This is a genomic window from Pseudidiomarina sp., from assembly GCF_048268165.1.
Taxonomy (GTDB): Bacteria; Pseudomonadota; Gammaproteobacteria; order Enterobacterales; family Alteromonadaceae; genus Pseudidiomarina.
The window spans coordinates 846,468-871,331 of record NZ_JBLWWA010000001.1 but is presented as its reverse complement, the minus strand read 5'-3'; the positions used below and the strand labels follow the sequence as shown (position 1 = coordinate 871,331).

General features: G+C 48.3%; 24 protein-coding genes and 1 pseudogene. 17 read left to right on the top strand and 8 right to left on the bottom strand.

All coding sequences use genetic code 11. The annotated features are described in order from the left end of the window. Positions 1-10 precede the first annotated feature (10 nt). The 3 genes from ACN0UY_RS04245 to ACN0UY_RS04235 all read left to right on the top strand — a co-directional run bounded on the left by ACN0UY_RS04245 (position 11) and on the right by ACN0UY_RS04235 (position 2,780). Positions 11-430: a group I truncated hemoglobin gene (locus ACN0UY_RS04245; RefSeq protein ID WP_417665509.1), complete on the top strand. Its 420-nt coding sequence runs from the start codon at positions 11-13 to the stop codon at positions 428-430. Between the two features lie 28 nt (positions 431-458). Continuing rightward, positions 459-1,835 (top strand): YfcC family protein, encoded by a 1,377-nt coding sequence (locus tag ACN0UY_RS04240; RefSeq protein ID WP_417665508.1) that lies wholly within the window; start codon positions 459-461, stop codon positions 1,833-1,835. A 72-nt stretch (positions 1,836-1,907) separates the two neighbouring features. Continuing rightward, entirely contained in the window at positions 1,908-2,780 is an 873-nt protein-coding gene (locus ACN0UY_RS04235) for a sulfurtransferase (protein WP_417665507.1), read from the top strand. Positions 2,781-2,795: 15 nt separating this feature from the next. Here ACN0UY_RS04235 and ychF read toward each other — a convergent pair whose 3' ends face one another. The 6 genes from ychF to lolB all read right to left on the bottom strand — a co-directional run bounded on the left by ychF (position 2,796) and on the right by lolB (position 7,739). Beyond that, complete coding sequence (gene ychF / locus ACN0UY_RS04230; protein ID WP_417665506.1) at positions 2,796-3,887, bottom strand: redox-regulated ATPase YchF; 1,092 nt, start codon at positions 3,885-3,887, stop codon at positions 2,796-2,798. Between the two features lie 2 nt (positions 3,888-3,889). Further along, complete coding sequence (gene pth, locus ACN0UY_RS04225) at positions 3,890-4,483, bottom strand: aminoacyl-tRNA hydrolase (RefSeq protein ID WP_417665505.1); 594 nt, start codon at positions 4,481-4,483, stop codon at positions 3,890-3,892. A gap of 6 nt (positions 4,484-4,489) precedes the next feature. Further along, on the bottom strand, positions 4,490-5,164 hold the full coding sequence (locus ACN0UY_RS04220) for a 50S ribosomal protein L25/general stress protein Ctc (protein WP_417665504.1): 675 nt from the start codon (positions 5,162-5,164) through the stop codon (positions 4,490-4,492). A 126-nt stretch (positions 5,165-5,290) separates the two neighbouring features. Continuing rightward, positions 5,291-6,238, bottom strand: coding sequence for a ribose-phosphate pyrophosphokinase (locus ACN0UY_RS04215; protein ID WP_417665503.1), 948 nt, complete (start codon positions 6,236-6,238; stop codon positions 5,291-5,293). An 8-nt stretch (positions 6,239-6,246) separates the two neighbouring features. Beyond that, positions 6,247-7,119, bottom strand: a complete 873-nt coding sequence (gene ispE / locus ACN0UY_RS04210) for a 4-(cytidine 5'-diphospho)-2-C-methyl-D-erythritol kinase (protein WP_417665502.1) — start codon at positions 7,117-7,119, stop codon at positions 6,247-6,249. After that, entirely contained in the window at positions 7,107-7,739 is a 633-nt protein-coding gene (gene lolB / locus ACN0UY_RS04205; protein WP_417665501.1) for a lipoprotein insertase outer membrane protein LolB, read from the bottom strand. The genes ispE and lolB overlap by 13 nt, the downstream gene beginning before the upstream one ends. Before the next feature lie 100 nt (positions 7,740-7,839). Here lolB and hemA point away from each other — a divergent pair, with 100 nt between their 5' ends. From hemA to ACN0UY_RS04155, 10 genes and pseudogenes are all read left to right on the top strand, one after another. Further along, the gene (hemA, locus tag ACN0UY_RS04200; protein ID WP_417665500.1) at positions 7,840-9,090 is read left to right on the top strand and encodes a glutamyl-tRNA reductase; all 1,251 of its coding nucleotides are present in this window, start codon (positions 7,840-7,842) and stop codon (positions 9,088-9,090) included. A gap of 15 nt (positions 9,091-9,105) precedes the next feature. Further along, positions 9,106-10,194: a peptide chain release factor 1 gene (gene prfA / locus ACN0UY_RS04195; RefSeq protein WP_417665911.1), complete on the top strand. Its 1,089-nt coding sequence runs from the start codon at positions 9,106-9,108 to the stop codon at positions 10,192-10,194. Positions 10,195-10,199: 5 nt separating this feature from the next. Beyond that, complete coding sequence (gene prmC / locus ACN0UY_RS04190; protein ID WP_417665499.1) at positions 10,200-11,054, top strand: peptide chain release factor N(5)-glutamine methyltransferase; 855 nt, start codon at positions 10,200-10,202, stop codon at positions 11,052-11,054. After that, positions 11,047-11,592: pseudogene (locus ACN0UY_RS04185) on the top strand (response regulator); the annotation flags it as partial. The gene prmC and the pseudogene ACN0UY_RS04185, both read left to right, overlap by 8 nt. A 77-nt stretch (positions 11,593-11,669) precedes the next feature. Further along, the gene (locus tag ACN0UY_RS04180; RefSeq protein ID WP_128351037.1) at positions 11,670-12,041 is read left to right on the top strand and encodes a SirB2 family protein; all 372 of its coding nucleotides are present in this window, start codon (positions 11,670-11,672) and stop codon (positions 12,039-12,041) included. 23 nt (positions 12,042-12,064) lie between these two features. Beyond that, positions 12,065-12,868 carry a SirB1 family protein gene (locus tag ACN0UY_RS04175; protein WP_417665498.1) on the top strand — a complete coding sequence of 268 codons (804 nt, stop codon included), beginning with the start codon at positions 12,065-12,067 and terminating at the stop codon, positions 12,866-12,868. A gap of 25 nt (positions 12,869-12,893) precedes the next feature. Further along, on the top strand, positions 12,894-14,144 hold the full coding sequence (locus ACN0UY_RS04170; RefSeq protein WP_417665497.1) for a DUF819 domain-containing protein: 1,251 nt from the start codon (positions 12,894-12,896) through the stop codon (positions 14,142-14,144). A 19-nt stretch (positions 14,145-14,163) separates the two neighbouring features. After that, the gene (kdsA, locus tag ACN0UY_RS04165) at positions 14,164-15,012 is read left to right on the top strand and encodes a 3-deoxy-8-phosphooctulonate synthase (RefSeq protein WP_417665910.1); all 849 of its coding nucleotides are present in this window, start codon (positions 14,164-14,166) and stop codon (positions 15,010-15,012) included. 120 nt (positions 15,013-15,132) lie between these two features. Then, positions 15,133-15,765, top strand: coding sequence for a TetR/AcrR family transcriptional regulator (locus tag ACN0UY_RS04160; RefSeq protein WP_417665496.1), 633 nt, complete (start codon positions 15,133-15,135; stop codon positions 15,763-15,765). 63 nt (positions 15,766-15,828) lie between these two features. Further along, positions 15,829-18,135, top strand: a complete 2,307-nt coding sequence (locus tag ACN0UY_RS04155) for an acyl-CoA dehydrogenase (RefSeq protein WP_417665495.1) — start codon at positions 15,829-15,831, stop codon at positions 18,133-18,135. Positions 18,136-18,202: 67 nt separating this feature from the next. On the opposite strand, the gene ettA is transcribed toward ACN0UY_RS04155, so the two are convergent. Beyond that, positions 18,203-19,870 (bottom strand): energy-dependent translational throttle protein EttA, encoded by a 1,668-nt coding sequence (gene ettA / locus ACN0UY_RS04150; RefSeq protein WP_128351032.1) that lies wholly within the window; start codon positions 19,868-19,870, stop codon positions 18,203-18,205. A gap of 163 nt (positions 19,871-20,033) precedes the next feature. Here ettA and glyA point away from each other — a divergent pair, with 163 nt between their 5' ends. From glyA to ribBA, 4 genes are read left to right on the top strand one after another with little or no spacing between them, the layout of a single operon-like run. Continuing rightward, positions 20,034-21,290 carry a serine hydroxymethyltransferase gene (gene glyA / locus ACN0UY_RS04145; RefSeq protein ID WP_128351031.1) on the top strand — a complete coding sequence of 419 codons (1,257 nt, stop codon included), beginning with the start codon at positions 20,034-20,036 and terminating at the stop codon, positions 21,288-21,290. 20 nt (positions 21,291-21,310) lie between these two features. After that, positions 21,311-21,760, top strand: a complete 450-nt coding sequence (gene nrdR, locus ACN0UY_RS04140) for a transcriptional regulator NrdR (protein WP_128351030.1) — start codon at positions 21,311-21,313, stop codon at positions 21,758-21,760. After that, complete coding sequence (ribD, locus tag ACN0UY_RS04135) at positions 21,753-22,868, top strand: bifunctional diaminohydroxyphosphoribosylaminopyrimidine deaminase/5-amino-6-(5-phosphoribosylamino)uracil reductase RibD (RefSeq protein WP_417665494.1); 1,116 nt, start codon at positions 21,753-21,755, stop codon at positions 22,866-22,868. Before nrdR ends, ribD begins: the two co-directional genes overlap by 8 nt. Continuing rightward, a complete protein-coding gene (ribBA, locus tag ACN0UY_RS04130) occupies positions 22,865-23,992 on the top strand; it encodes a bifunctional 3,4-dihydroxy-2-butanone-4-phosphate synthase/GTP cyclohydrolase II (protein WP_417665493.1) in 1,128 nt (375 codons plus the stop codon). The genes ribD and ribBA overlap by 4 nt, the downstream gene beginning before the upstream one ends. On the opposite strand, the gene ACN0UY_RS04125 is transcribed toward ribBA, so the two are convergent. After that, entirely contained in the window at positions 23,989-24,864 is an 876-nt protein-coding gene (locus ACN0UY_RS04125; RefSeq protein ID WP_417665492.1) for a ketopantoate reductase family protein, read from the bottom strand. The genes ribBA and ACN0UY_RS04125 overlap by 4 nt on opposite strands.

The following is a 24,864-nucleotide window of genomic DNA, read 5'->3' as shown; positions in this document are numbered from 1 at the left end:
GAGGCGCATCATGATAGTACGAATAGCGATACTGGCACTTGGGTTGTTGATGACGCCGCTGGCGCAGGCAGAAAAGGGCTCGCTGTATCACCAATTGGGTGAATATGAAGGCATCAGCCAGTTAATGGAGTCGTTCATTCTCGAAATAGCTGAAGACGATCGCATTATTCACCATTTTGAAAATATCGATATTGATCGCTTCCATAAAATGCTGACGGAGCACATCTGTGAATTAAGTGGCGGGCCGTGCGAATACGCCGGTATGCCGATGCCTGAAGTACACCTTGGAATGAACATTACCCGGGCGGAATTTAATGCACTGGTGGAAGATTTAATTCAGGCCATGGAATCAGAACAGATACCTGTTAGCGCACAAAACAGATTACTTGCTATACTCGCTGCAATGCACAAGGAAGTGATTCATTTATAACAATTAAAGAGAGTAGGTTAGTTCTCCCATGATAAAAATAAAAATACCGCACACCTTAGTTCTCATGATGTACATGATGGTTGCCGCACTGGTGTTGACTTGGATTATTCCAGCTGGAGAATTTGAACGCAGCGTAAATGACATTGGGCAAACGGTGGTGCAGCCTGGCACCTATAGCGTACTAGCAGACCAACCCATATTGTCGCCACTGACACTGTTTACTGTGATTCCACAAGCACTGGGTGATGCACAAGGCGTAATTTTCTTTGTCTTGTTGATAGGCGGTGTGATGGGCATCTTACGCGCGACGGGAATGCTTGATGCGGTGATTGGCCTGCTCCTGAAAAAATTTGCGGATAAAACTGGATGGCTTATTTTGGGCGGTATGCTCACCTTTGGTATTTTTTCGGCCTTGATTGGGGTAGCCGAAGAGTATCTCATCTTTGTCGCCATGCTGGTGGCATTGTGCCGCGCATTAAAGCTCGATGGCATTACCGCTATGGGAATTCTAATTGTTGGCTATGGCATCGGTTACGGCTTGTCGTTATTCAACCCTTTTACGCTGTTAATTGCACAAGCCATTGCTGAAGTGCCGCCAGCCTCTGGCTTATGGTATCGGCTTGCACTTTGGCCGGTGTTATTTGCGATAGGTTTTCACCATGTATACCGCTATGCGAAGCGTGTAGCTGCAGACCCTAACAATTCGCTATTGGCTGATATAACTCCCGCTAAAAATACTGATGCCGAAGATTATCCAGCACTTACAGGGCGTCATAAAATTATCTTGATGGGCTTTGTGGTTGTGCTCGGTTTATTGGTGTGGGGTATCAAAGAACACGGTTGGTACCTGGTTGAACTCAGTGCACTGTTTCTTGGTTTCGGCCTATTTGCTGCACTGGTCGCTAAAATGGGCGCTAACGACGCGGCCAATAAATTTATAGAGGGGGCTGCGGAGCTCACAGCAACCGCGCTATTGATTGGTTTTGCGCGCTCAATTGCAATGATTATGGAGCATGGGCAGGTACTCGACACCGTTATTTACTATCTGGCAATGCCAGTTGAGGCTTTTGGTGCACATTTTGGTGCGGTTAGCATGTTAATTATTCAGAGCTTGCTGAACCTGTTTATTCCGTCGGGCAGTGGTCAGGCGTTTGTGACCATGCCGATTATGGTTCCGATTGCCGACACCGCCGGTATTGGTCGCCAAATAGCTGTGCTGGCGTTTCAAATGGGCGACGGTTTGATGAATATGATCGTACCCACCAACCCAGTGTTGATGGGCATATTAGGCTTAGCCGGTGTGCCTTACGAACGTTGGTTTAAGTTTGTGGCGCCGCTGATGCTGAAGCTTATTTTTGCGTGTGCGATAGCGATGTTGATTGCGGTTTCTATTGGTTATCAATGATTGATAACTGTAGATTGCCGTGCGGCAATTAAGCCGTAAGTAAACAACCTTTGGCAAATGGAATGATAAGGTATGAGTACGTCAGATAAATCGTGTCTAGTAACAACCAAGTGGTTGGCTGAACATAAATCGCAACCTAATTTGCATGTGCTTGACGCAAGCATGAAAAAAGTTGCGGGGCGTACTCCCCTTGAATACAACGAACTCACTGTCATACCAGGTTCGCTGGATATGGCTTTAGAGACAAGCTTTACCGACATCAGCGCGAGTTTGCCGAATACATTCCCTACAGCCGAGCAGGTTACCTTAGCCACACAAACCTTAGGCATTAATAAAGACGATACCTTGGTGCTGTACGATAATCAGGGCATTTACTCGTCGCCGCGCGCTTGGGTGATCTTTAAATCCATGGGCTTCAAACAAGTTTATATTTTGGACGGTGGACTACCGCAGTGGCTTGCGGACAGTTATCCTGCGGATACTGAACATGCGCGTCCGAAATCGGCTCGTGGCAATTTTGTCGCAAAGCTTGATAAAGAATGGTTGGTCACGGCCAAACAAGTTTTAGCAGCAACCCAAAGCGGGGCGAGCAGCATTATTGATGCGCGTTCACGCGAGCGTTATTTGGGCCAAAAAGAAGAGCCGCGCAAAGGAATGCGCAGTGGTCATATTCGTGGTTCGTTTAATCTGCCATTTCTTGATGTGTTGGACGACAACAGATTCAAGAAGTCGGCGGAACTTGAGGATATGTTGGTGTCGCTAGTTGGCCCAAAATCGCCACATTTGGTGTTAACCTGTGGTTCCGGTATCACTGCGTGTATTTTGTTGGTCGCGGCGCGAATTGCGGGTTTCAGTGAAGTGCAGCTGTATGACGGGTCATGGTCCGAATGGGGCGCTAATCCGCAGCTCCCCATCGGCCCCATATCTTCTTCGAATAACCAATAACGATTAACGGCTTTTTTAAACGTTAAACCGGAATAAGATCACATCACCGTCTTTCACGATGTAGTCTTTGCCTTCTTCGCGGCGTTTTCCAGCTTCTTTGGCACCTTGCTCGCCTTTGTGCGTAATGTAGTCGTCATAACCAACAACAACTGCACGAATAAAGCCTTTTTCAAAATCCGTGTGAATCTTACCGGCCGCCTGTGGTGCAGTAGCGCCCACCGGAATGGTCCATGCACGCACTTCTTTTACCCCGGCGGTAAAATAGGTTTGCAAGTTAAGCAACTGGTAACCACCGCGAATAACACGGTTCAAACCGGGCTCAGTGAGCCCTAAGTCAGCCATGAACTCAGCTTTTTCTTCGTCGTCAAGTTCAGCAATTTCAGATTCAATTTCGGCACAAACTGGCACCACAATGGCATTTTCGGTGGCTGCAATGGCGCGTACTTTGTCGAGGTAAGGGTTATTTTCAAAGCCGTCGTCATTCACGTTAGCAATGTACATGGTGGGTTTCATCGTTAACAGGTTGTAGCTGCGAATGGTGGCTTTTTCATCATCGCTAAGCGCAACTGAACGGGCCATTTCGCCGTTCTCAAGTGCGGGCAATAATTTTTGCAACACGGCAATTTCGGCAGCAGCTTGCTTGTCGCCGCCTTTCGCTTTCTTACCCTGACGATGAATCGCTTTTTCAACGCTATCCAAGTCAGCTAACGCCAACTCTGTGTTGATAACTTCAATGTCTTCAGCGGGATCAACTTTACCGGCAACGTGCACAATGTTGTCATTTTCAAAACAACGCACAACGTGACCAATCGCATCCGTTTCACGAATATTGGCCAAGAATTGGTTACCTAAGCCTTCACCTTTCGACGCGCCTTTAACAAGGCCCGCAATATCGACAAATTCCATGGTGGTTGGTACCACACGTTGCGGGTTCACAATGGCTGCTAGCTCATCTAAACGCGGATCAGGCACTGCAACCACGCCCGTATTTGGCTCGATGGTACAGAAAGGAAAGTTAGCTGCTTCAATACCAGCTTTCGTCAGCGCGTTAAACAGCGTTGATTTACCTACGTTCGGCAAGCCGACGATACCACACTTGAATCCCATGCTTATTTCTCTCTCTGTGCTTTAAAACTGTGTAAATGCTGTTGTGCCGCGCGCATATCTTGTTGCAACAAGATATCAATGCTACGGCAGGCTTCCGTAATGGTATCGTCCATCAATAGCTGGTCTGCTTGTGATGCTTTTCCCAACACCCATCCGGTTACTTTACTTTTATCACCGGGATGACCGATACCAATACGTAAGCGATGAAAATCATGGCTGCCTAAGCGCGCCACAATGTCTTTAATGCCGTTATGTCCGCCTGTACCACCGCCAGTTTTGAATTTAGCAACGCCAGGGGGCAAATCTAACTCGTCATAAGCGACCAAGATTTCTTCGGGAGCAATTTTATAAAAATTAGCAAGGCTGGCTACTGCGTTACCACTGCGATTCATAAACTGCATCGGCTGTAACACGCGCAAATCCATGCTGCCTTTTTGAATACGGGCGCTATTGCCAAAGAATTTGGTGTCAGGCTGGAGTGTATGGCCGTGCATACGAGCGTATTGCTCGACTAGCCAGAAGCCTGCATTGTGACGTGTTTGGGAGTATTCGGGGCCTGGATTACCCAGGCCCACGAGTAAGCGAATTGTCGACATAAGACCTTATTCAGCGTCTTTGTCTTCTTCTTTCGCTTCTTTAGCAGTAGGAACTTCAGCTGATACTTCTTCTTCAGTTTCTTCTGCTTCTTTTTCTACACGTGGTGCAGTGATTGAAACAACTGCTTGGTCGTGATCTTCGCCTTTAGTTAACTCAACTAGTTCAACGCCTTTAGGCATGTTCAGGTCGGTTAAGTGCAAGGTTTCGCCTAATTTCAAGTTCGCGATATCAACTTCAACGAACTCAGGCAGATCTTTTGGCAAGCAAGAGATTTCTAAATCTGCAACGTGGTGAACAACAACACCACCTTCTTCTTTCACGCCAACAGCTGTCGCTTCGTTGGTGAAGTGAACAGGAACGTGAGTGTGCAGCTTCTGACCTTTAACAACACGTTGGAAATCCAAGTGAGTCAATTTAGGCTTGTACGGGTGACGTTGAACGTCTTTCAAGATAGCTTCGTGCTTCTTGCCGTCGATAACCAACGTCAGAATGTGTGAGTAGAATGCTTCGTAGTCAGCCATGTTGTTCACTTTATTGTGATCCAACGTGATTGAAATCGCTTCTTTATCAGCACCGTATAAAATTGCAGGCAGTTTTTCCGCACGACGCAGGCGGCGGCTCGCACCTTTCCCTGTATCCGTACGCAATTCTGCTTGGATAGTAAAATCGATAGTTGACATATGGAGTGTCTCCGTTAAATAAAAATAAGCCGGATATTCGCGACCAAATACCCGACAAGTTCCTCAAAAATATGTCTTGCTTATTCGAGGGCGCGGAATATTACCACCGCAGCCCTCGAAATTCAATCAATACTCGAACATCGCTGAGATAGATTCTTCGTTACTGACGCGGCGCAGCGCTTCAGACAACATGCCACTTAACGTCAGTTGATGAACCTTATCCAGGCTCTTCATTTCTTCACTAAGCGGGATACTGTCTGTGACAATTACGCGGTCAATTTGCGAGTCGCGAATGTTCTCAAACGCGTTGCCCGAAAAAACTGGGTGCGTGGCGTAAGCAAATACGCGGCGTGCACCGTTCTTTTTCAGTGCGTCAGCGGCTTTACACAAGGTACCGCCAGTATCAATCATGTCATCAACAATGATGCAGTCGCGGTCTTGAATATCACCAATGATATGCATTACTTGCGATTCGTTAGCGCGTGGACGGCGTTTATCGATGATCGCTAAGTCGATGTCATTCAGTAATTTTGCGATGGCGCGTGCGCGCACAACACCGCCAATATCCGGCGAAACCACCACAGGATTATGGAATTCTTGCTGGCGTAGATGTTCCATTAGCACTGGGCTACCAAACACGTTGTCTACCGGAACATCGAAAAAGCCTTGAATTTGCTCCGCATGCAGGTCAACGGTTAATACCCGATCAACACCAACGCTGGATAAAAAGTCAGCAACTACCTTTGAAGTAATAGGCACTCGCGCAGAACGTACGCGGCGATCTTGGCGTGCATACCCGAAATATGGAATGACAGCCGTGATGCGGCCGGCAGAAGCGCGGCGGAGCGCATCGACCATAACCACCAACTCCATGAGATTGTCGTTGGTTGGGGCGCAGGTTGATTGAATAATAAAGACGTCCGAACCACGAACATTTTCGTTGATCATAACGCTGATTTCACCGTCACTAAAACGGCCTACTTCAGCGTCACCGAGTTTGATAAATAGGCGGTCGGCAATTTTTTTGGCGAGTTCTGGCGTCGCATTGCCAGCAAAGAGCTTCATGTCAGGCACACTAAACCTCAATCTTGGTTGGTTAGGTTCACAGTTGAAGCCTGCCGCAATTGCTGGCAGACCGGGTTTTCATTGAGACCTCGCGCGACAAATCCTGTCCACTGTGCAGGCATCCTTTGCAGCGCAGCACGGGCATCTAATTCGTTATCGAAGTGACCGAAAAGGCATGCACCGGTGCCGGTCAATCGAGAAGGCGCGTATTCTACCAACCAGTCGAGGGCGTTGGCAACTTCTGGGTAAAGTTTACGGACCAGAACTTCGCAGTCATTGGTAGTGGATTCCCAGCTCCAATGCGGCCATTGCAGTGGTGCATGATTGCGAATTAAATCGGGGTGCTTAAAAATACTCGGCGTACTAATTTGCACCCCGGGATGAATAATCAGGTACCACGGGCAGGGTGGGGTGGCTGGTGTTAACTGCTCGCCCACACCTTCGGCGAAGGCTGCGTGCCCACGCATAAATACTGGCACATCGGCACCAAGTTGCAGGCCGAGCTGTTCCAGTTGGGCATCAGAAAGCGGTAACTGCCAAAGCTGTCGCAGTGCCAGTAGTGTGGTTGCTGCATCCGATGACCCGCCGCCCAAACCACCGCCAAAGGGCAGTTTCTTGTCGATATGAATGTGAACGCCAGGTAACTGGCTGTGCGCTTGGTTGCGTAGCAGCTGAGCGGCCTGTACAACCAAGTTATCGGGGCTTTCTAATGCAGGCTCTGAACAGCTGAGCGTGATTTGGTTACTCGAATTCAACTGAAATGTCAGTTCATCACCATAGTCGACAAACTGAAACAGGGTTTGCAAATTATGGTAACCGTCGGCGCGTTGCCCAACAATGTGCAGAAATAAATTGAGTTTAGCGACTGCCGGTAAGGTTAAAAGCTCCATGCAGACACCTTGAGTTTGAGGCGCCACGCATCGGTTGTTAAATCAATACTGTGCGGCATAAAGGTGCCATCAACCATTGTGTAGTCCCGGAGTTGCGCGCGCCACAGTTGATCAGCGGCAATCATGACAAAATCTGATAGCAACGCCAGTTGCTGCTGTTCGTGTCGGCGTAACTGATAATGGGTGTCAATCATGCCCGGCAACTGTTTGCCCATCACAATGGAGTTAATCACCGTTATGGGTAAATCCATTTGAAAATACTCTAATAGCAGCTGCTCGGCTGATTCGGCGCGATACTCTTTCCCGTCCTCATCGGTCAATACGGCTAATCCATCTTGCTGATACAAGCGCGCCAAGGTACCCCGTAGGGGGTGAGAAAACCGCATAGTAAGGGTTGAAGCACTTGAAAACCAATCAACATAAACCCCGTGGCGGTTGTCCTGACGCAAGTCGAACAAAGCCATTTGTCCTTTTAGTCGCCACTGGTCACGTTGTTCCAGCAACTGTTGTTGTGCCGCAACTGCGCGGTCATCAACATCGCTGTGAGTGACCGGTTCAGGCACTGTGCTACAAGCAGCTAACCAACCGCTTGTGAGTACTACTAATAGAAGACGTTTCATTCGCTAAGCTATCCCTGTTCGTGTGCTTTTCATCATGCGGGCTTTCACGTACAATTGCCAGCGTTTAGCAGTAGCCAGAGGCTCGCAATTTTTTGCTATTATGACCATTTTCGCACTTGGTGTTAACCACAAAACAGCTTCCGTAGCATTACGTGAGCAAGTCGCCTTTTCGCCTGAGCAGTTGCACCAGGCGTTGCCAGCGCTGCGTGAACAAACGGGCGTAGCCGAAGCGGTCATCTTATCAACCTGTAACCGCACAGAGCTGTATTGCCAAGGCGCAACCTCCATCGACATGTTGGTCGGTTGGCTAGCTGGCTACCATCGCTTACCACTCGAGCAATTGCGTGAGCATTGCTATATCTATGAAGACAACGCTGCTATTGAGCATTTAATGGCCGTGGCGAGCGGGCTTGATTCGTTGGTGTTGGGTGAGCCGCAAATTTTGGGGCAAGTAAAACAGGCGTATCAATTCGCACGCAATCAAGCCAGCGTTGGCACCGTGCTCGAACGTTTGTTTCAAAGCACTTTTCGCGTGGCAAAAACTGTGCGCAATGAAACCAAAGTGGGTGAAAATGCGGTTTCTGTGGCTTACGCAGCAGTTAATCTTGCGCGCCAGATTTTTTCCGAGTTACCGCAATCCAGTGTGCTGTTAGTGGGGGCGGGCGACACCGCTGAACTGGTGGCGCAGCATTTAACTGAACACGGCGTTAAGCGGCTCATGGTAGCCAACCGAACACTGGCTCGAGCGAGTGCGGTGGCCGATAAGTTTGCCGGGCAAGCCCACACCCTGGGTGAATTGCCTGAATTATTGCCGCAAGCCGATATTGTGATCAGCTCGACCGCCAGCCCATTGCCTATTATTGGTAAAGGCTTGATTGAATCGGCTTTGAAAATACGTCGGCGACAGCCCATGCTGTTAATTGATTTAGCGGTGCCGCGTGACATTGAAGAGCAAGTTAACGAACTCAATGATGCGTACTTGTACACGGTTGATGACTTGCAAGGCATTATCACTGAGAACCTGCGCAACCGCGAAGAAGCCGCGGCAGAAGCGAAAGTTATTATCAGTGAGCACAGCAATGCGTTTACAGCGTGGTTGCGCCAGTTAGACCATGTTGATGTGATTCGTGACTTTCGCCAACGCACTCAGCAAATGAGCACGGAGCAGTTGCAACGTGCGCGCAATCAACTTGCAGCGGGAAAAGACCCAGAAGACGTCATGAATGAATTGGCGCAACGACTAACCAAGCAATTTTTACATCAGCCCACGCAATTAATGCGTGAAGCTGGGGCTGCCGGTGATTACGAAACCTTGGCGGTATTCCAACGATTAATAGCAGATGACGAGTAAGGTCCTCACCGCATGATGAATCCTTCGATTATTCGAAAATTAGAAGCTTTATTAGAACGTTATGAAGAAGTTCAGCACTTATTAAGTGACCCTGGTGTAATTGGCGATCAAGATAAGTTTCGTGGGTTGTCGCGCGAATATTCGCAACTCGAAGAGCTGGTAAAGTGCTTTACCAGCTATCAGCAGGCGCAGGCTGACGAAGCGGCTGCTAACGAAATGATGCAAGAAGACGACGCTGAAATGCGCGAGATGGCTAAAGCAGAATTAGACGAAGCGCAAGCGAAGCAAGAACAGCTTGAGCAAGAACTGCAGATTCTGTTGCTGCCGAAAGATCCAAACGACGACCGCCCATGTTATCTCGAAATACGCGCGGGTGCGGGGGGCGATGAAGCCGCAATATTTGCCGGTGATTTATTCCGTATGTATAGCCGCTACGGTGAGCAACATGGCTGGAAGGTGAGTATAGTCAGTGCAAGTGAAGGAGAGCATGGCGGCTACAAAGAAGTCATTGCACATGTTTCCGGCGATGGCGCTTATGGCCGATTAAAGTTCGAATCGGGTGGTCACCGCGTGCAACGGGTACCAGAAACAGAGTCGCAAGGGCGTGTGCATACCTCAGCCTGCACCGTAGCCGTGTTGCCTGAAATACCTGAAGCTGAAGCGGTTGAAATTAATCCAGCTGACTTGCGGGTTGATACCTATCGTGCATCCGGTGCCGGTGGTCAGCACGTTAACCGAACCGATTCTGCCATTCGAATTACCCACATTCCGACAGGGTTTGTGGTGGAGTGCCAAGACGAGCGCTCTCAGCATAAGAACCGCGCCAAAGCGATGTCGGTATTGCAGGCTCGTATTCAGCAAGCGGAAGATGAAAAACGTCGGTTAGAAGAACAAACAACACGCCGTAGTTTGGTCGGTAGTGGTGATCGTTCGGAGCGAATTCGCACGTATAATTACCCGCAGGGCCGCGTTAGCGACCACCGCATCAATTTAACGTTATATCGGTTGGATGAAGTGCTTGCCGGTTCGCTTGATTTGATTCTCGATGCCATTGTGCAAGAGCATCAGGCCGACTTATTGGCAGCATTGTCTGAAAATCAATGATAACCATGCAAGCACCAGTTAGCATAGCTGATGCACTCGCGATCGCTACCCGAGCCCTCAGCCACAGTGAGTCTGCCAAACTCGATGCTGAAGTGTTGCTTGCATTTTGTTTAGAGCGTGAACGTATTTATTTATATACATGGCCGGAACGGCAGTTAACCGCAGCGCAAACACAGCAATTTGAACAGCTGTTGGCCAAGCGTCAACAGGGCATGCCGGTGGCCCATTTGGTGGGCGAGCGCGAGTTTTGGTCGCTGCCATTGCGCGTGAACGATAGCACGTTAATTCCTAGGCCAGACACAGAGATTTTAGTTGAACAGACCTTAGCATTGGGTCTTGCAGATGATGCAAAAGTGCTAGATTTGGGCACCGGTACGGGTGCGATAGCGCTGGCCTTGAAATCAAGCAAGCCAAAATGGCACATTACAGCGGTGGATAAATCACCTGCGGCGGTTGAACTTGCGCGAAGCAATGCACGTGCATTGCAGTTGTCAATAAACTGCCAAATAAGCGATTGGTTCAGTGGGCTGACAGCACATGATAAATTTGATGTGATTGTTTCTAACCCGCCTTATATCGATGCTGCCGACCCGCATTTGCAGCAAGGCGATGTGCGTTTTGAGCCACGCAGTGCACTGGTGGCTGATAACCAAGGCCTCGCAGATATTGAACAGATTATTAGTCAGGCTGGAACATTTTTACGTAACGATGGCTGGTTATTGGTAGAACATGGATGGGAGCAAGCGGCCGCGGTTCGCGACTTAATGGCATCGTACAAGTTCGTAGCCGTTAACAGTATGCGCGATTATGCTAATCTTGAACGCATAACTGTGGGGCAATGGAGAGCAACTGATGGATAACAATTTTATCTTTGCCGACGAACATGACAGCGATGATGAAAAGCGGGATCAAACGACAGAAGCAGGCTGGAAGATCTTAATCGTTGATGACGAGCGCGAAGTGCATGCGGTTACTCGATTGGCGTTAATGGATTTGGTGTTTGAAGGCCGGGGGTTGAATTTTCTCAGCGCGTATTCACGCCAAGAAGCACAGCAAATGGTTGATGAAAATCCAGACATCGCCATTGTTTTGCTAGACGTGGTGATGGACACCGATGATGCCGGCTTACAAGTAGCGCGCTATATTCGCGAAACCGCTGGCAACCGCACTAGCCGTATCGTGTTGCGTACTGGTCAACCCGGCCAAGCACCGGAACGCTCGGTGGTCATTAATTATGATATTAACGATTACAAAGCGAAGACTGAGCTTACTGCGCAAAAATTATTTACCTGTGTGATGTCGTCGTTGCGGTCGTATCGCGATATTATCCGGGTTGCTGATCAGCGGGATGCGCTGGAACACGAATTAAGTTTTTACCAGAATTGGTTGTTAGAACACCAACCACAGTTGCGTCAGCAAATTGCTGCCGCGTATCAACGTTTAATAGATAATAACGATTAAAAAGGACGTTTTTGATGTCATTTGTAGCCTTAAAACACCTCCATGTCACTTTTGTAGCCATAAGTGTGGTATTATTCATGCTTCGATTTTTTTGGGTGAGCATTGGTGCCAACATTAGTCGCCAAAAGTGGGTGAAAATAGTCCCACACATTATTGATACAGGCTTGTTGCTGACTATTGTGGGTATGCTCATTCATTGGCAAATGTGGCCTTGGGAAACTCCATGGTTGATCAATAAAGTTATCGGCTTAGTCGGTTATATTTTGTTTGGTCTTGTGGCAATGAAAGCCAGTGTGAGTTGGTTACGTTATGTCGGCTTTATTGGTGCGTTAAGCTGGATTATGTTCCTGCTGCACATCGCCTTCAGTAAGCAAGCACTGATTTAAAGCAGTTTATATTTTAGGGGTTTATGCGTTTTTCATACTTAGAACATATCGCTCACGAAATGTTACCTACCATTGAAATTGTGTGGGAAATTAGTCGCACCTTTCATTCGGACAGCGACCAGTACGTTAGTGATTATTATCAGCTTATTCGTGAAATGGCTGAGCGTCATGAAAATCTTGACGGTATGGAAAAACTGCAGGCCGTTATTGAAGATTTCTATTTTGAACTAGGTTTTAGTGATGCGCCCGAGCCTGTGGTTGGGGCGCAGCGCATTCTGCTTGACCGTGTGATTAGTTATCGCACTGGGTTACCCATTAGTTTGGCCCTATTACTGCAAGAAACCGCCGCTTATGCCGGTATTCAGTTGGAGTTGGTCGATTTCCCAGGTTATCCATTGTTGCGCTTTGATCATGAACAAGAAAGCTACTTTGTTGATCCGCTGCACGGTGAATTACTTGAAGACAAACAAGTGCAAGAACGCTTTGAAGATGTTACTGAGGATGCGCTTGAGTTTTCATGGGATATGTTTGAAGCAGCTGATCAAAAAACTGTTCTGGTACGCTACCTAACCGAACTAAAGCACGCCATGATTCATGATCAGGAATTTGCGAATGCATTGACCGTGGTGCATATGTTGTTGGCGATTATGCCCGACGACCCGTACGAGATTCGTGACCGTGGTTACGTGTTAGAAGAACTTGACTGCAAACAAGCTGCAGTTGACGACTACCAGTATTTTGTCGAACAATGCCCAGATGATCCGAGTGCACAGATGTTGCGCTTGCAATTGGAAACGTGGGCGGCCCCCCAGCACGTCCTTCACTAAAAAAAATTAATAATAAGGGGTTCCTGTGGAAAACACTGCATTGATCACCAATGACGGTATCATTTTTGGCTTGCTTGCGGCCATTCTTGGTTTGATATTCTATACCCAATCCAGTTCTAACTCGTTTTGGCAAAAATTCTATAAGTGGGTGCCAGCGCTGCTGCTGTGTTACTTCATTCCGTCGTTATTGAATACTTTTGGTATTGTCGATGGTGCTAATACCGCAATTTATCCGCTGGTTATGGATTACTTGCTGCCAGCTTGTCTGGTCTTGCTCACGTTAAGCTTAGATCTAAAGGCTATTTTTCGTCTTGGGCCAAAACTCCTGATTCTATTTTTAACGGGTACTGTCGGTATCGTTATTGGCGGGCCTATTGCGCTGCTATTGGTGAGTGTAATCTTCCCGGAAATGTTAGGTGGTGCTGGCCCAGATGCTGTTTGGCGCGGTATGACAACCATTGCAGGCAGTTGGATTGGCGGTGGCGCAAATCAGGCAGCAATGAAAGAAGTCTACGAAGTTGGCGGTGAAATTTTCTCGGCCATGGTGACTGTAGATATTATTGTTGCGAACTTATGGATGGCCGTTTTGCTTTACATGGCGGCAAATCATAAAGCGATTGATAAGCGTATTGGTGCTGACACTAGCGCAATTGAAGCGATCAAAGAGCGCATGGAACATTATGAAGCCGAGCATCGCCGTGAATCAAAACTGCCTGACCTGATGTTCATCGTGGCAGTGGCCTTTGGTGTCACCGGTTTAGCGCATTGGGGTGCTGATGTTATCGCACCATTTATTAGCGATAATGTACCTGCACTTAAAGATTTTAGTTTGGACAAGAAGTTCTTCTGGTTAATCGTTATTGCAACAACCGTTGGCGTGGCGTTGTCATTCACGCGTGTACGTCAACTAGAAGGTGTGGGTGCGTCGAAATACGGCTCAATGTTTGTTTATATTCTTGTCGCCACCATTGGTTTGCATATGGACGTTACCGCCATTGTGGATGTGCCTAAATACTTCTTAATTGGTGCGATTTGGATGATTATTCATGCCAGTTTAATGTTGATTGTGGCGCGTTTACTGAAGGCTCCAGTGTTCTACATGGCTATTGGTAGCCAAGCCAATGTGGGCGGCGCAGCGTCAGCCCCTGTGGTTGCTTCAGCATTTCACCCATCGCTGGCGCCGGTTGGCGTACTGTTAGCGGTATTTGGCTATGCACTCGGTACTTATATGGCCTATATTTGTGGGCAAATCTTGCGCGTGATCGCCGCAGGATAATTGAAAGGACAACAACGTGATTAATACGCAAGTGATTAAAGTAGGCGGCGTGCAGGTGGGTAACCACTTGCCGTTTGTTTTGTTTGGCGGCATGAACGTGTTGGAGTCGCGTGACTTGGCCATGCGTATTGCCGAACACTATGTTGAAGTAACCACGCGTCTGGGTATTCCATATGTGTTCAAAGCAAGCTTTGACAAAGCAAACCGGTCGTCGATTCATTCATATCGCGGACCAGGCCTCGACAAAGGCCTCGAAATTTTCTCCGAGATAAAGCGCACGTTTAACGTGCCAGTAATCACAGATGTGCACGAGCCGTATCAAGCGAAACCTGTCGCGGAAGTTGCTGATATTATCCAGTTACCCGCATTTTTGGCGCGCCAAACCGATTTAGTTGTGGCGATGGCAGAAACCGGTGCCGTGATTAACGTTAAAAAACCACAGTTTTTAGCACCCCACGAAATGCGTCATATCATTAAAAAATTTGGCGAAGCGGGTAACCACAAAATTATTTTATGTGAGCGCGGCAGTTGCTTCGGTTACAACAATTTAGTGGTTGATATGCTGGGTATGGATGACATGAAGCACATGGCGCCAGTTATATTTGATGCAACCCATGCATTACAACGCCCTGGTGGTCGCGCTGACTCGGCTGATGGCCGTCGTGCGCAAGCCGCAGTATTAGCACGCTCAGGCATGGCGCTGGGTTTAGCTGGGCTATTCATTGAAGCGCATCCAGATCCAGAACAAGCGAAATGTGATGGCCCCTGTGCGTTGCCACTGAATAAGTTAGAAGCTTATTTGCAGCAAATGAAAGCCGTTGATGAGATGGTTAAAGCCTTTCCGGAATTAGATACCAGTTCAATTTAAGGCGCTCACTGAGCGCCTTTTTCTTTGCTTGCGCTTCCGTTTCACATGCTTTAAATTAAAACGCATGTTTAAAATGCACGTTCTAAACGTATGCGTGCGTGAAAAGTGAGCGTTATTGGTATGTCAAAACGAATTACCACCAAAGATAAAATATTGAATGCGGCAGAGGCTTTGTTTGCTGAGCATGGTTTTGAGCAAACCTCGTTGCGTCAAATAACTGCTGATGCAGAAGTGAATTTAGCTTCTGTAAATTATCATTTTGGTTCCAAAAAAGCGCTGATACAAGCTGTAATGGCCCGTTACCTTGAGGTGCTAATGCCTGCGCTTAGCCAAGAGCTTGATGGCCTGGCGCAAAAGACACAAGTTACCACGCGTGACGTTTTTGACTGTTTTCGTAACCCACTCAATGAATTACGCCATGTGCGCAAGCACGGGCCAACGATATTTTTAAGTTTACTTGGCTTTGCATATGCAGATATTCAGGGGCACCTGCGTCGTTACACCATGGACCATTTTGGCGATGTGATGCAGAATCTGCTGGCAGCCTTACACGTTGCGAATCCTAATCTTAGCCCAGTGGATATGTTTTGGCGGTTGCACTTTGTGTTAGGAGCTACGGTTTTTGCTCAGGTTTCAGGGCCTGCTTTACGCGAAATAGCTGCAGCTGACTTTGGTGAAGCCATCGCAGCGGACCAGATGATTGATAGGTTAATCCCATTCTTAGCGGGTGGCGTGGATGCGCCATCGCGATAATCGACTATGCTTGTAGCAGTGTCATTTTTTGCACGTTGTACCCAGTAACAAAGGTGTTGTGAAATGGAAATTATTATTCTTTTAGTGGTTGTGGTCGTGCTTTTGTTTGCGGTTCCGGATATCCGTCGCAGTTTAATTACACGTCCAGCGTTTGCGTTTTTTAAACGCGTGTTACCGCCGTTATCGCCAACCGAACGTGAAGCCATGCAAGCCGGTGATACCTGGTGGGATGCTGACTTATTTAGCGGCCGCCCCAATTGGCACGAATTTCATCAAACCAAGGCACCGCAGTTCACGGAAGATGAGCAAAAGTTTATTGATAACCAGCTAGAAACCCTGCTGGGTATGCTGGATGACTTCAAAATTGTTCAACAAGATACTGACTTACCGAAAAAGGTCTGGGAGTACATTCGCAAAGAGAAGTTTTTTGCCATGATTATTGGCAAAGAATTTGGCGGATTAGATTTTTCACCAGCGGCAAACTCCCATATTGTTTCACGCATCGCAACGCGCTCAATTAGCGCTGCGGTGTCTGTCATGGTTCCCAATTCGTTGGGCCCGGGCGAGCTACTTACGCACTACGGCACCAAAGAACAAAAAGACTATTGGTTACCGCGCTTGGCTGATGGTACGGACATTCCATGTTTCGCATTAACTGGGCCCGAAGCCGGCTCAGACGCAGGCGCAATCCCCGACACGGGCGTGGTATGTAAAGGCGAGTTTGAAGGCAAAGAGGTGTTAGGCCTTCGATTAAACTGGAGCAAGCGTTATATCACTTTAGCTCCGGTAGCGACCGTATTAGGCTTGGCGTTTAAAATGTACGATCCAGATGGATTATTAGGTGATCAGAAAGACATCGGCATTACCTGTGCATTGATTCCTACCAGCCATGAAGGTGTTGAAACCGGTGAACGTCATTTGCCGTTAGGCCAAGCGTTCATGAACGGTACCACGTATGGTAAAGATGTATTTATTCCGCTTGATTGGATTATTGGTGGACAAGACTATGCCGGTAAAGGCTGGCGGATGTTGATGGAATGTCTATCTGCAGGTCGTGGTATTAGCTTACCTGCGTTAGCAACCGCTACCGGCCACGTTACCGAGCGCATGACAGGCGCTTATGCGTATGTACGCCAACAGTTCGGTTTACCCATCGGTAAGTTCGAAGGCGTGCAAGCGGCAATGGGTAAGATTGGTGGTACCAACTATATTCTTGAATCCATGCGTCGTCTTACCGTAACTGCTTTGTGCGAAGGCAAAAGCCCATCAGTTATCACCGCCATGACCAAGTACCACATGACAGAAATGGGGCGCCAAGTAATGGAGGCTGCTATGGACGTTCATGCGGGTAAGGGCATTCAATTGGGGCCGCGTAATTACCTTGGGCATGGTTACATGGCCACACCGGTATCGATTACCGTAGAAGGCGCGAACATTTTAACCCGTAATTTGATGATTTTTGGGCAAGGCGCAACGCGCTGTCACCCTTATGTTTTGGCGGAAATGGAAGCGGCATCGAACCCGGACGAAGAGCGTGGTTTACATGACTTTGACGGGCTGCTGTTGAAGCACATTGGTTTTGCAGCCAGCAACTTCTTTGGCAGCTTATTTATGGGGCTTACCGGTGCGCGCTTTAATTCAAGCCCAATGAGCGGACCAACTGCCCGTTATTATCAACAATTAACACGCATGAGCCGGGCGTTAGCTATGACTGCCGATATGGCAATGTTGGTAATGGGCGGTGACTTGAAGCGCCGCGAAATGCTTTCAGCGCGTTTGGGCGATGTGCTGAGTCATTTATATATGGCGTCAGCGGTATTGAAACGTTATGAAGATGACGGCCGTCAAACCGGTGACTTGCCATTTGTGCAGTACGCGCTGGAACATCATTTGTACGAAATTGGTGAAGCGTTCAAAGGCTTTTTTGCGAACTTCTCCAATCGCTTTGTTGCGTGGACATTGCGCCTTGCGATTTTCCCATTGGGCATTCATTTCCACAAACCCAGTGACGACAACCTGCAAGCGATTGCGGAAAGTATGATGGAGCCAGGATTAACCCGTGATCGCCATACTTTCTTGTGCTTTTGGAAAGATGATCCAAAAGACATGACTGGGCACATGGAACTCGCATTTTTGGCAATGAAGGAACACGCGGATATCTACAAGCGAATTCGCAAAGCTGTGAAACGCGGTGATATTGCTGAAGACTTAAGCGGTGATGAGTTAGTCAAAGCAGCCCAAAAAGCTGAGGTGATCAACGCTGAAGAAGCCAAAGCCTTTAAGAAAACTGAGCAGCTGCGTATTGCTGCTATCGGTGTTGACCAATTTGCCCCTGGTGTTATTGAAAAACGTAAGTTTTTTAAAGCGTAGGCAACATTGAAATAAATAAAAAAGGGGCTGAATCAGCCCCTTTTTTTATGTAAAAAAACACAACCCATTAAACACCAATAGGCTTGTAACGGGTGCGATGCGGCTCCATGGCCTGTTCGCCATGAGTTTTCTTCATGTACTCTTCGTAGTCGGTGTAGTTACCTTCGTAGAAGTTAATCTGGCCTTCATCGCGGTAATCAAGAATGTGTGTTGCTACACGGTCGAGGAACCAACGGTCGTGCGAGATAACCATGGCTGAACCTGGGAACTCAAGCAAGGCTTCTTCAAGTGCGCGCAGGGTTTCAACGTCCAAGTCGTTGGTCGGCTCATCGAGCAGTAACAAGTTACCGCCGGCCTTCACCAGCTTGGCGAGGTGCACGCGATTACGCTCACCGCCGGACAGTTCACCAATGTATTTTTGTTGATCGTTACCGCGGAAATTAAAACGGCCCACATAAGCGCGACTGTTAATTTCGAAATTGCCGATACGTAAGATATCTTGACCATCGGAAATTTCCTGCCACACGGTCTTTTTGTCGTCCATGTCATCGCGGAACTGATCAACACTGGCAAGCTGCACAGTATCACCGAGCTCAACAGTACCTGAATCCGGTTGTTCTTTACCGGTAATCATACGGAACAGTGTTGATTTACCGGCACCGTTCGGGCCGATAATACCGACAATCGCGCCCTTGGGCACACTGAAAGTTAAGTCATCGATTAACACACGGCCGTCATACGCTTTCTTCAAGTGGTTTACTTCCAGCACCTTGTCGCCGAGACGTGGGCCTGGTGGAATAAACAGCTCATTGGTTTCATTACGTTTTTGGTAATCACCACTTTGTAATTCTTCAAACCGAGCCATACGCGCTTTGCTTTTCGCTTGGCGGCCTTTAGGGTTTTGACGAACCCATTCAAGCTCTTGCTTGATACTGCGCTGCCGCGCATTTTCTTGTTTTTCTTCTTGCTCGAGACGCTTCTCTTTTTGTTCCAACCAAGACGAGTAGTTGCCTTCCCATGGAATACCATATCCGCGGTCAAGCTCAAGTATCCAGCCGGCGACATTATCGAGGAAATAACGATCGTGGGTAATGGCTACAACAGTGCCTTCGTAGTCGTGCAAGAAGCGCTCTAACCACGCAACAGATTCGGCGTCCAAATGGTTGGTTGGCTCATCGAGTAGCAACATGTCAGGCTTGCTCAACAGCAAACGACAAATGGCTACACGGCGCCGTTCACCACCGGAAAGAACTTTAATTTTGGCGTCCCAAGGCGGCAAACGTAATGAATCGGCCGCACGCTCGAGCATATTCTCGATGTTATGCCCGTCTTTGGCCTGAATAATAGCTTCTAGCTGGCCTTGTTTTTTGGCTAAAGCATCAAAATCGGCATCTTCTTCTGCATAGGCAGCATAAACCTGGTCAAGTTGAGCCAACGCGTCTTTCACGTCAGCAACTGCCTCTTCAACGGTTTCCCGTACAGTTTTGTCTTCATCCAACTGCGGCTCTTGTGGCAGATAGCCAATCTCAATACCCGCTAGTGGGCGAGCTTCACCTTCGTATTCTTTATCCACGCCAGCCATGATGCGTAACAGCGTTGATTTACCAGCACCGTTTAAACCCAACACACCAATTTTGGCGCCGGGGAAAAACGACAACGAGATGTCTTTTAAAATAGTCTTCTTGGGCGGGACAACTTTGCTAACCCGCGACATAGAATAAATATATTGTGCCATAGCAGCATGCGTTCCTTTTTGAGGCGATATTTCTTAGCGATAATCTTCAGCGGCTATTTTAACCCTTAAGTTGGCGCTAACCCAAGTATATTGGTAAACTAGGCGCCATATATTTCTCGTTCTTATACTGTCGCTCAGACAGCCCGTGAAGTTAGGAGCCCCGATGTTGAAACATGAGATGAATATTGCCGAATACGATGCAGAGTTATGGCAGGCAATGACTGGCGAAGTTCAACGCCAAGAAGAGCACATTGAATTGATCGCTTCAGAGAACTACACCAGCCCACGCGTGCTCGAAGCACAAGGGTCTCAGCTTACCAATAAGTATGCCGAAGGGTATCCGCATAAACGCTATTACGGCGGTTGTGAGTACGTTGATGTGGTTGAAGACTTAGCCATTGAACGGGCCAAGCAATTGTTTGGCGCTAAATATGCCAACGTACAGCCGCACGCAGGTTCACAGGCTAACTCAGCAGTATTTTTGGCGTTACTAAACGCCGGCGATACGGTATTGGGTATGAGTCTGGCGCATGGTGGCCACTTAACACACGGTTCGCACGTGAATTTCTCAGGTAAATTGTACAATGCTGTGCAATATGGTCTGGATGAATCAACGGGTGAGATTGATTATGCTGAAGTTCGCAAATTGGCGTTGGAGCATAAACCGAAACTGATCGTTGCTGGTTTTTCTGCGTATTCAGGTGTGATTGACTGGTCGAAGTTCCGCGAAATTGCCGATGAAGTTGGCGCGTATTTGTTAGTCGATATGGCCCACGTTGCTGGCTTAGTTGCTGCAGGTTTGTATCCAAACCCAGTTCCATTTGCGGATGTAGTAACCACCACAACGCACAAAACTTTGGCTGGCCCACGCAGTGGTCTGATTTTGTCAGGCAAAGACGATCCAGATTTACATAAAAAATTGAACGGCGGTGTATTCCCAGGTAGCCAAGGCGGCCCGTTATGTCATGTGATTGCTGCCAAAGCGGTTGCCTTTAAAGAGGCCATGGAGCCAGAGTTTAAGGCGTACCAGCAACAAGTGTTGGACAATGCCAACACCATGGTAAAGGTGATGCAGGAACGTGGTTACAAAATCGTTTCTGGCGGCACCAAAAACCATTTGTTCTTGGTTGATTTAATCGACAAAGATATCACCGGTAAAGATGCGGATGCAGCGCTGGGGCAGGCGTACATTACGGTTAATAAAAACTCAGTACCCAATGATCCACGTTCACCATTCGTAACCTCTGGCTTGCGCTTAGGTACACCGGCGATTACCCGTCGTGGCTTTAAGCAAGCAGAAGCAGAGCAAGTGGCGAATTGGATTTGTGATGTATTGGATAACATCACTGACGAAAGCGTTATTGCGCGTGTTCGCGAGCAAGTGAAAGCGCTTTGTAAGCAGTTCCCTGTTTACAAGTAATTCAATCAAGGAAGCAGCGTATGCATTGTCCATTTTGTGGCACACAAGACACCAAAGTGATCGATTCGCGGCTTGTTGCTGACGGCGCCTCTGTGCGTCGTCGCCGCGAGTGCGCTGAGTGCAAAGAGCGTTTTACCACGTTCGAAACAGCTGAATTGGTGATGCCGCGGGTGATAAAGTCCGACGGTACCCGTGAGCCATTTAATGAAGACAAACTACGCAATGGTTTGCTGCGCGCCTTAGAAAAACGTCCGGTAAGTTTAGAGGCAATGGAGCAGGCCATTCAAAACGTAAAATCGGCGCTTCGAGCAACCGGTGAGCGTGAAATAACCAGCCAAGTTATCGGTGGTCTGGTTATGGAAAACTTGAAAGCAATCGACAAGGTTGCCTATATCCGGTTTGCTTCTGTGTACCGTGCGTTTGATGATATTCGTGAGTTTGGCGAGGAGATTGCGCGGCTCAATGACTAGTACCACAGAATGTCACCAACGTTATATGTCACGCGCCCTTGAGCTTGCTGCTCAGGGGCGTTTTTCAACCGCACCAAATCCAATGGTTGGGTGTGTGTTGGTGAATAACAACACCATTATCGGTGAAGGTTGGCATCAACGCGCTGGTGAAGCGCACGCAGAGGTTCACGCTCTGCGTCAGGCTGGCACGAAAGCTAAAGGCGCCACAGCTTATGTAACCTTAGAACCTTGCAGTCATTTTGGTCGTACGCCACCTTGCGCTGATGCGTTAATTGAAGCGGGTGTCGCATGTGTGGTGATTGCGCTGAAAGACCCAAACCCGTTGGTAAGTGGTGATGGTATTGAGCGGCTCAAAACGCATGGTATCGAAGTGATTGTTGGCATATTAGAGCAACAAGCACGTGCGTTAAATTGCGGGTTCGTCGCACGCATGCAGCGTAAACGCCCGTGGTTAAGGGTGAAGATGGCTGCGTCGTTGGACGGCCGCACAGCATTAGCCAATGGTGAAAGTCAGTGGATAACCAGCCCAGAGGGGCGCCGGGATGTTCACCGTTGGCGCGCGCAAAGTGGCGCTGTATTGAGCAGCGCGCAAACCGTATTAGCTGATCAAGCAACACTAACCGCTCGGCATCCCGACGCACAGCTGCAACCCGTTCGCGTGATTATTGACTCGCAGGGGTTGTTAACTGGCAATGAGCCATTATTTAAAGAATTATCGCCAATTGTCTTGGTGCATGGCCCTGATACGGTATCACCACAAACGTGGGCTGACCATGTGACTGTGCTGGAAGTGCCGCGTGCTGCCAATGGCTTTTTAGACCTTGTTCAGCTGCTGCATGAGCTTGCAGCGCGCGACATCAACTCGGTGTGGACAGAGTGCGGTTCGGGTCTTGCCGGTGGATTACTCGAAGCAGAGCTTGTTGATGAACTTGTGGTGTATTTAGCACCTAAACTTTTGGGACATACTGGTCATGGGTTGCTGCAGTTACCGGCGTTTACGCACATGAGCCAAGTACCCGAATTAAATTTTTCAGATGTACGTCAGGTCGCGGATGATATACGCATTATTGCGGTTCCGCGCCGGGTGAGAGGAGACTTAACGTCGTGACCCCATTAAACAGTGCTGCAGAGATTATTGAAGACATTCGTCAAGGTAAAATGGTTATTTTGATGGATGATGAAGACCGCGAAAATGAAGGCGATCTGATTTTGGCTGCAGAGTGTGTTACGCCCGCCGCGATCAATTTTATGGCACGTTATGGGCGTGGTTTGATTTGTTTGACGCTAACCGAAGACCGCTGTAAACAACTGCGATTGCCACTGATGGTTGATCAAAATAACGCCCCGTACGCGACCAATTTTACCGTTTCAATTGAGGCTGCAGAAGGCGTTACAACTGGGATTTCGGCAGCCGACCGTGCACGTACTGTGCAAGCCGCGGTAGCCCGTGATGCCAAGCCTGCGGACTTGGTGATGCCAGGCCATATTTTCCCGCTAAAAGCGAAGCCGGGTGGGGTTCTCAACCGTGCTGGGCACACTGAAGCTGGTTGTGACCTTGCGCGTTTAGCTGGTTTTGAACCGGCCGCCGTAATTGTCGAAATTCTTAATGAAGACGGTACCATGGCACGCCGCCCTGATTTAGAAGTGTTTGCGGCCGAGCATAATCTTAAAATTGGTACCATTGCCGACTTAATTGAATACCGTTCGATGAAAGAAAAGACTGTTGAGCGTAAGGCACATTGCAAACTGCCGACAGCTTATGGCGAATTTGAACTGATTACCTACCAAGACACCATTGATGCCCAAGTGCATTATGCGTTGGTGCGTGGTGAAGTTGACCCAGCGAAACCAGTTAACGTGCGCGTGCATCTGCAAGATACGTTCAATGATTTATTTGCTACCGAACGCGCGGCGAAACGCAGTTGGCCGCTTGGTCATGCCATGCAATACATTGGTGAAAACGAAGGGGTGTTGGTGGTAATTGGTCGTCAACAAAATTCTGATGACATACTCGAACAAGTGATGAGTTTTGCGGCTGAAGATAGAGGTGAACGTAAGCCGACTGCAGCAGCATCGAATGCTTCACGTAACGTGGGTATTGGCTCGCAAATTCTAGCTGATTTAGGTGTTCATCATATGCATTTAATGAGCTCGCCGAAGCGCTATTCAGCGTTATCTGGCTTCGGCCTTGAAGTGGTTGATTTTATTGAAGATAAGCAGGCCAGCGATTAAAACGCGCTGATTGCTTGAACCTGGCGCCAGAGCTTTTCGTTGGCTGGCGCCGCACGACCCGCCGCCGTGCTTTGACGCGCAACAAAACCATTGAGGTAATCAATCTCAGTTTGGCGCTGTTGGCGCACATCCATCAGCATGGACGAAAAGTTATTTGCGGTGTTTTTGACCACCTGCTGGGCTTGTTCCAGCAATTTCTCCGGCACAAGTTGAACACCCCGGTGCTGTGCTAACCAACAAATTTCTTCTGCAACATCCAATTGCTCGTGATGCAGGTGGTGCTGCAACAACTCACCGTTACGGCAATTATGAATGACCGTAAATGCATTGATCAGGCAATTAATCGCCAGTTTTTGCCAACGGCGTTGGTTAATCGCAGGGCTCCAGTTGAGTAGTGGTAATGCATTATTCAGCGCACTAAAAACTTCAGCGGGGCGACTGCTGGATGCGCGCTCTACCTGCGCCCAGCCTAACCAACTTTCACCTGAACCGGCATGCACTACCTCGCTCTCATGGCGATAAGCTCCGTGGGTCGTCACCCAATGCAATGCACGTTCCGGCATAATCACGGATTCATTGTCGAGCATACCGTTGTAGCTAACGATCAAAGATGAACCCTGAGGTAGCGGTGATTGTCTGAGTTCCTGCAACAGTGCTTCAACGTGGTAAGCCTTCACTGCCGCAAAAACTTGGGTTGGTTGCGTGAGTGGCAAGGTTGTGGTGCTAAATTCATAACTGTGTGCATTATGAATAATTGAAATTGATGAATGAGTTGCATGGCGGGGTTTAATCGAAACGTGTTCGCCGATACGGCGTAAATTCACCGCCATTAAACTGCCAATAGCACCTGTACCGATGACAACCCAATGCAT

Coding starts and splice junctions, on each gene's coding strand:
- ACN0UY_RS04245 (WP_417665509.1), top strand. CDS start 11: ATGATAGTACGAATAGCGATACTGGCACTTGGGTTGTTGATGACGCCG.
- ACN0UY_RS04240 (WP_417665508.1), top strand. CDS start 459: ATGATAAAAATAAAAATACCGCACACCTTAGTTCTCATGATGTACATG.
- ACN0UY_RS04235 (WP_417665507.1), top strand. CDS start 1,908: ATGAGTACGTCAGATAAATCGTGTCTAGTAACAACCAAGTGGTTGGCT.
- ychF (WP_417665506.1), bottom strand. CDS start 3,887: ATGGGATTCAAGTGTGGTATCGTCGGCTTGCCGAACGTAGGTAAATCA.
- pth (WP_417665505.1), bottom strand. CDS start 4,483: ATGTCGACAATTCGCTTACTCGTGGGCCTGGGTAATCCAGGCCCCGAA.
- ACN0UY_RS04220 (WP_417665504.1), bottom strand. CDS start 5,164: ATGTCAACTATCGATTTTACTATCCAAGCAGAATTGCGTACGGATACA.
- ispE (WP_417665502.1), bottom strand. CDS start 7,119: ATGGAGCTTTTAACCTTACCGGCAGTCGCTAAACTCAATTTATTTCTG.
- lolB (WP_417665501.1), bottom strand. CDS start 7,739: ATGAAACGTCTTCTATTAGTAGTACTCACAAGCGGTTGGTTAGCTGCT.
- hemA (WP_417665500.1), top strand. CDS start 7,840: ATGACCATTTTCGCACTTGGTGTTAACCACAAAACAGCTTCCGTAGCA.
- prfA (WP_417665911.1), top strand. CDS start 9,106: ATGAATCCTTCGATTATTCGAAAATTAGAAGCTTTATTAGAACGTTAT.
- prmC (WP_417665499.1), top strand. CDS start 10,200: ATGCAAGCACCAGTTAGCATAGCTGATGCACTCGCGATCGCTACCCGA.
- ACN0UY_RS04180 (WP_128351037.1), top strand. CDS start 11,670: ATGTCATTTGTAGCCTTAAAACACCTCCATGTCACTTTTGTAGCCATA.
- ACN0UY_RS04175 (WP_417665498.1), top strand. CDS start 12,065: ATGCGTTTTTCATACTTAGAACATATCGCTCACGAAATGTTACCTACC.
- ACN0UY_RS04160 (WP_417665496.1), top strand. CDS start 15,133: ATGTCAAAACGAATTACCACCAAAGATAAAATATTGAATGCGGCAGAG.
- ACN0UY_RS04155 (WP_417665495.1), top strand. CDS start 15,829: ATGGAAATTATTATTCTTTTAGTGGTTGTGGTCGTGCTTTTGTTTGCG.
- ettA (WP_128351032.1), bottom strand. CDS start 19,870: ATGGCACAATATATTTATTCTATGTCGCGGGTTAGCAAAGTTGTCCCG.
- glyA (WP_128351031.1), top strand. CDS start 20,034: ATGTTGAAACATGAGATGAATATTGCCGAATACGATGCAGAGTTATGG.
- nrdR (WP_128351030.1), top strand. CDS start 21,311: ATGCATTGTCCATTTTGTGGCACACAAGACACCAAAGTGATCGATTCG.
- ribD (WP_417665494.1), top strand. CDS start 21,753: ATGACTAGTACCACAGAATGTCACCAACGTTATATGTCACGCGCCCTT.
- ACN0UY_RS04125 (WP_417665492.1), bottom strand. CDS start 24,864: ATGCATTGGGTTGTCATCGGTACAGGTGCTATTGGCAGTTTAATGGCG.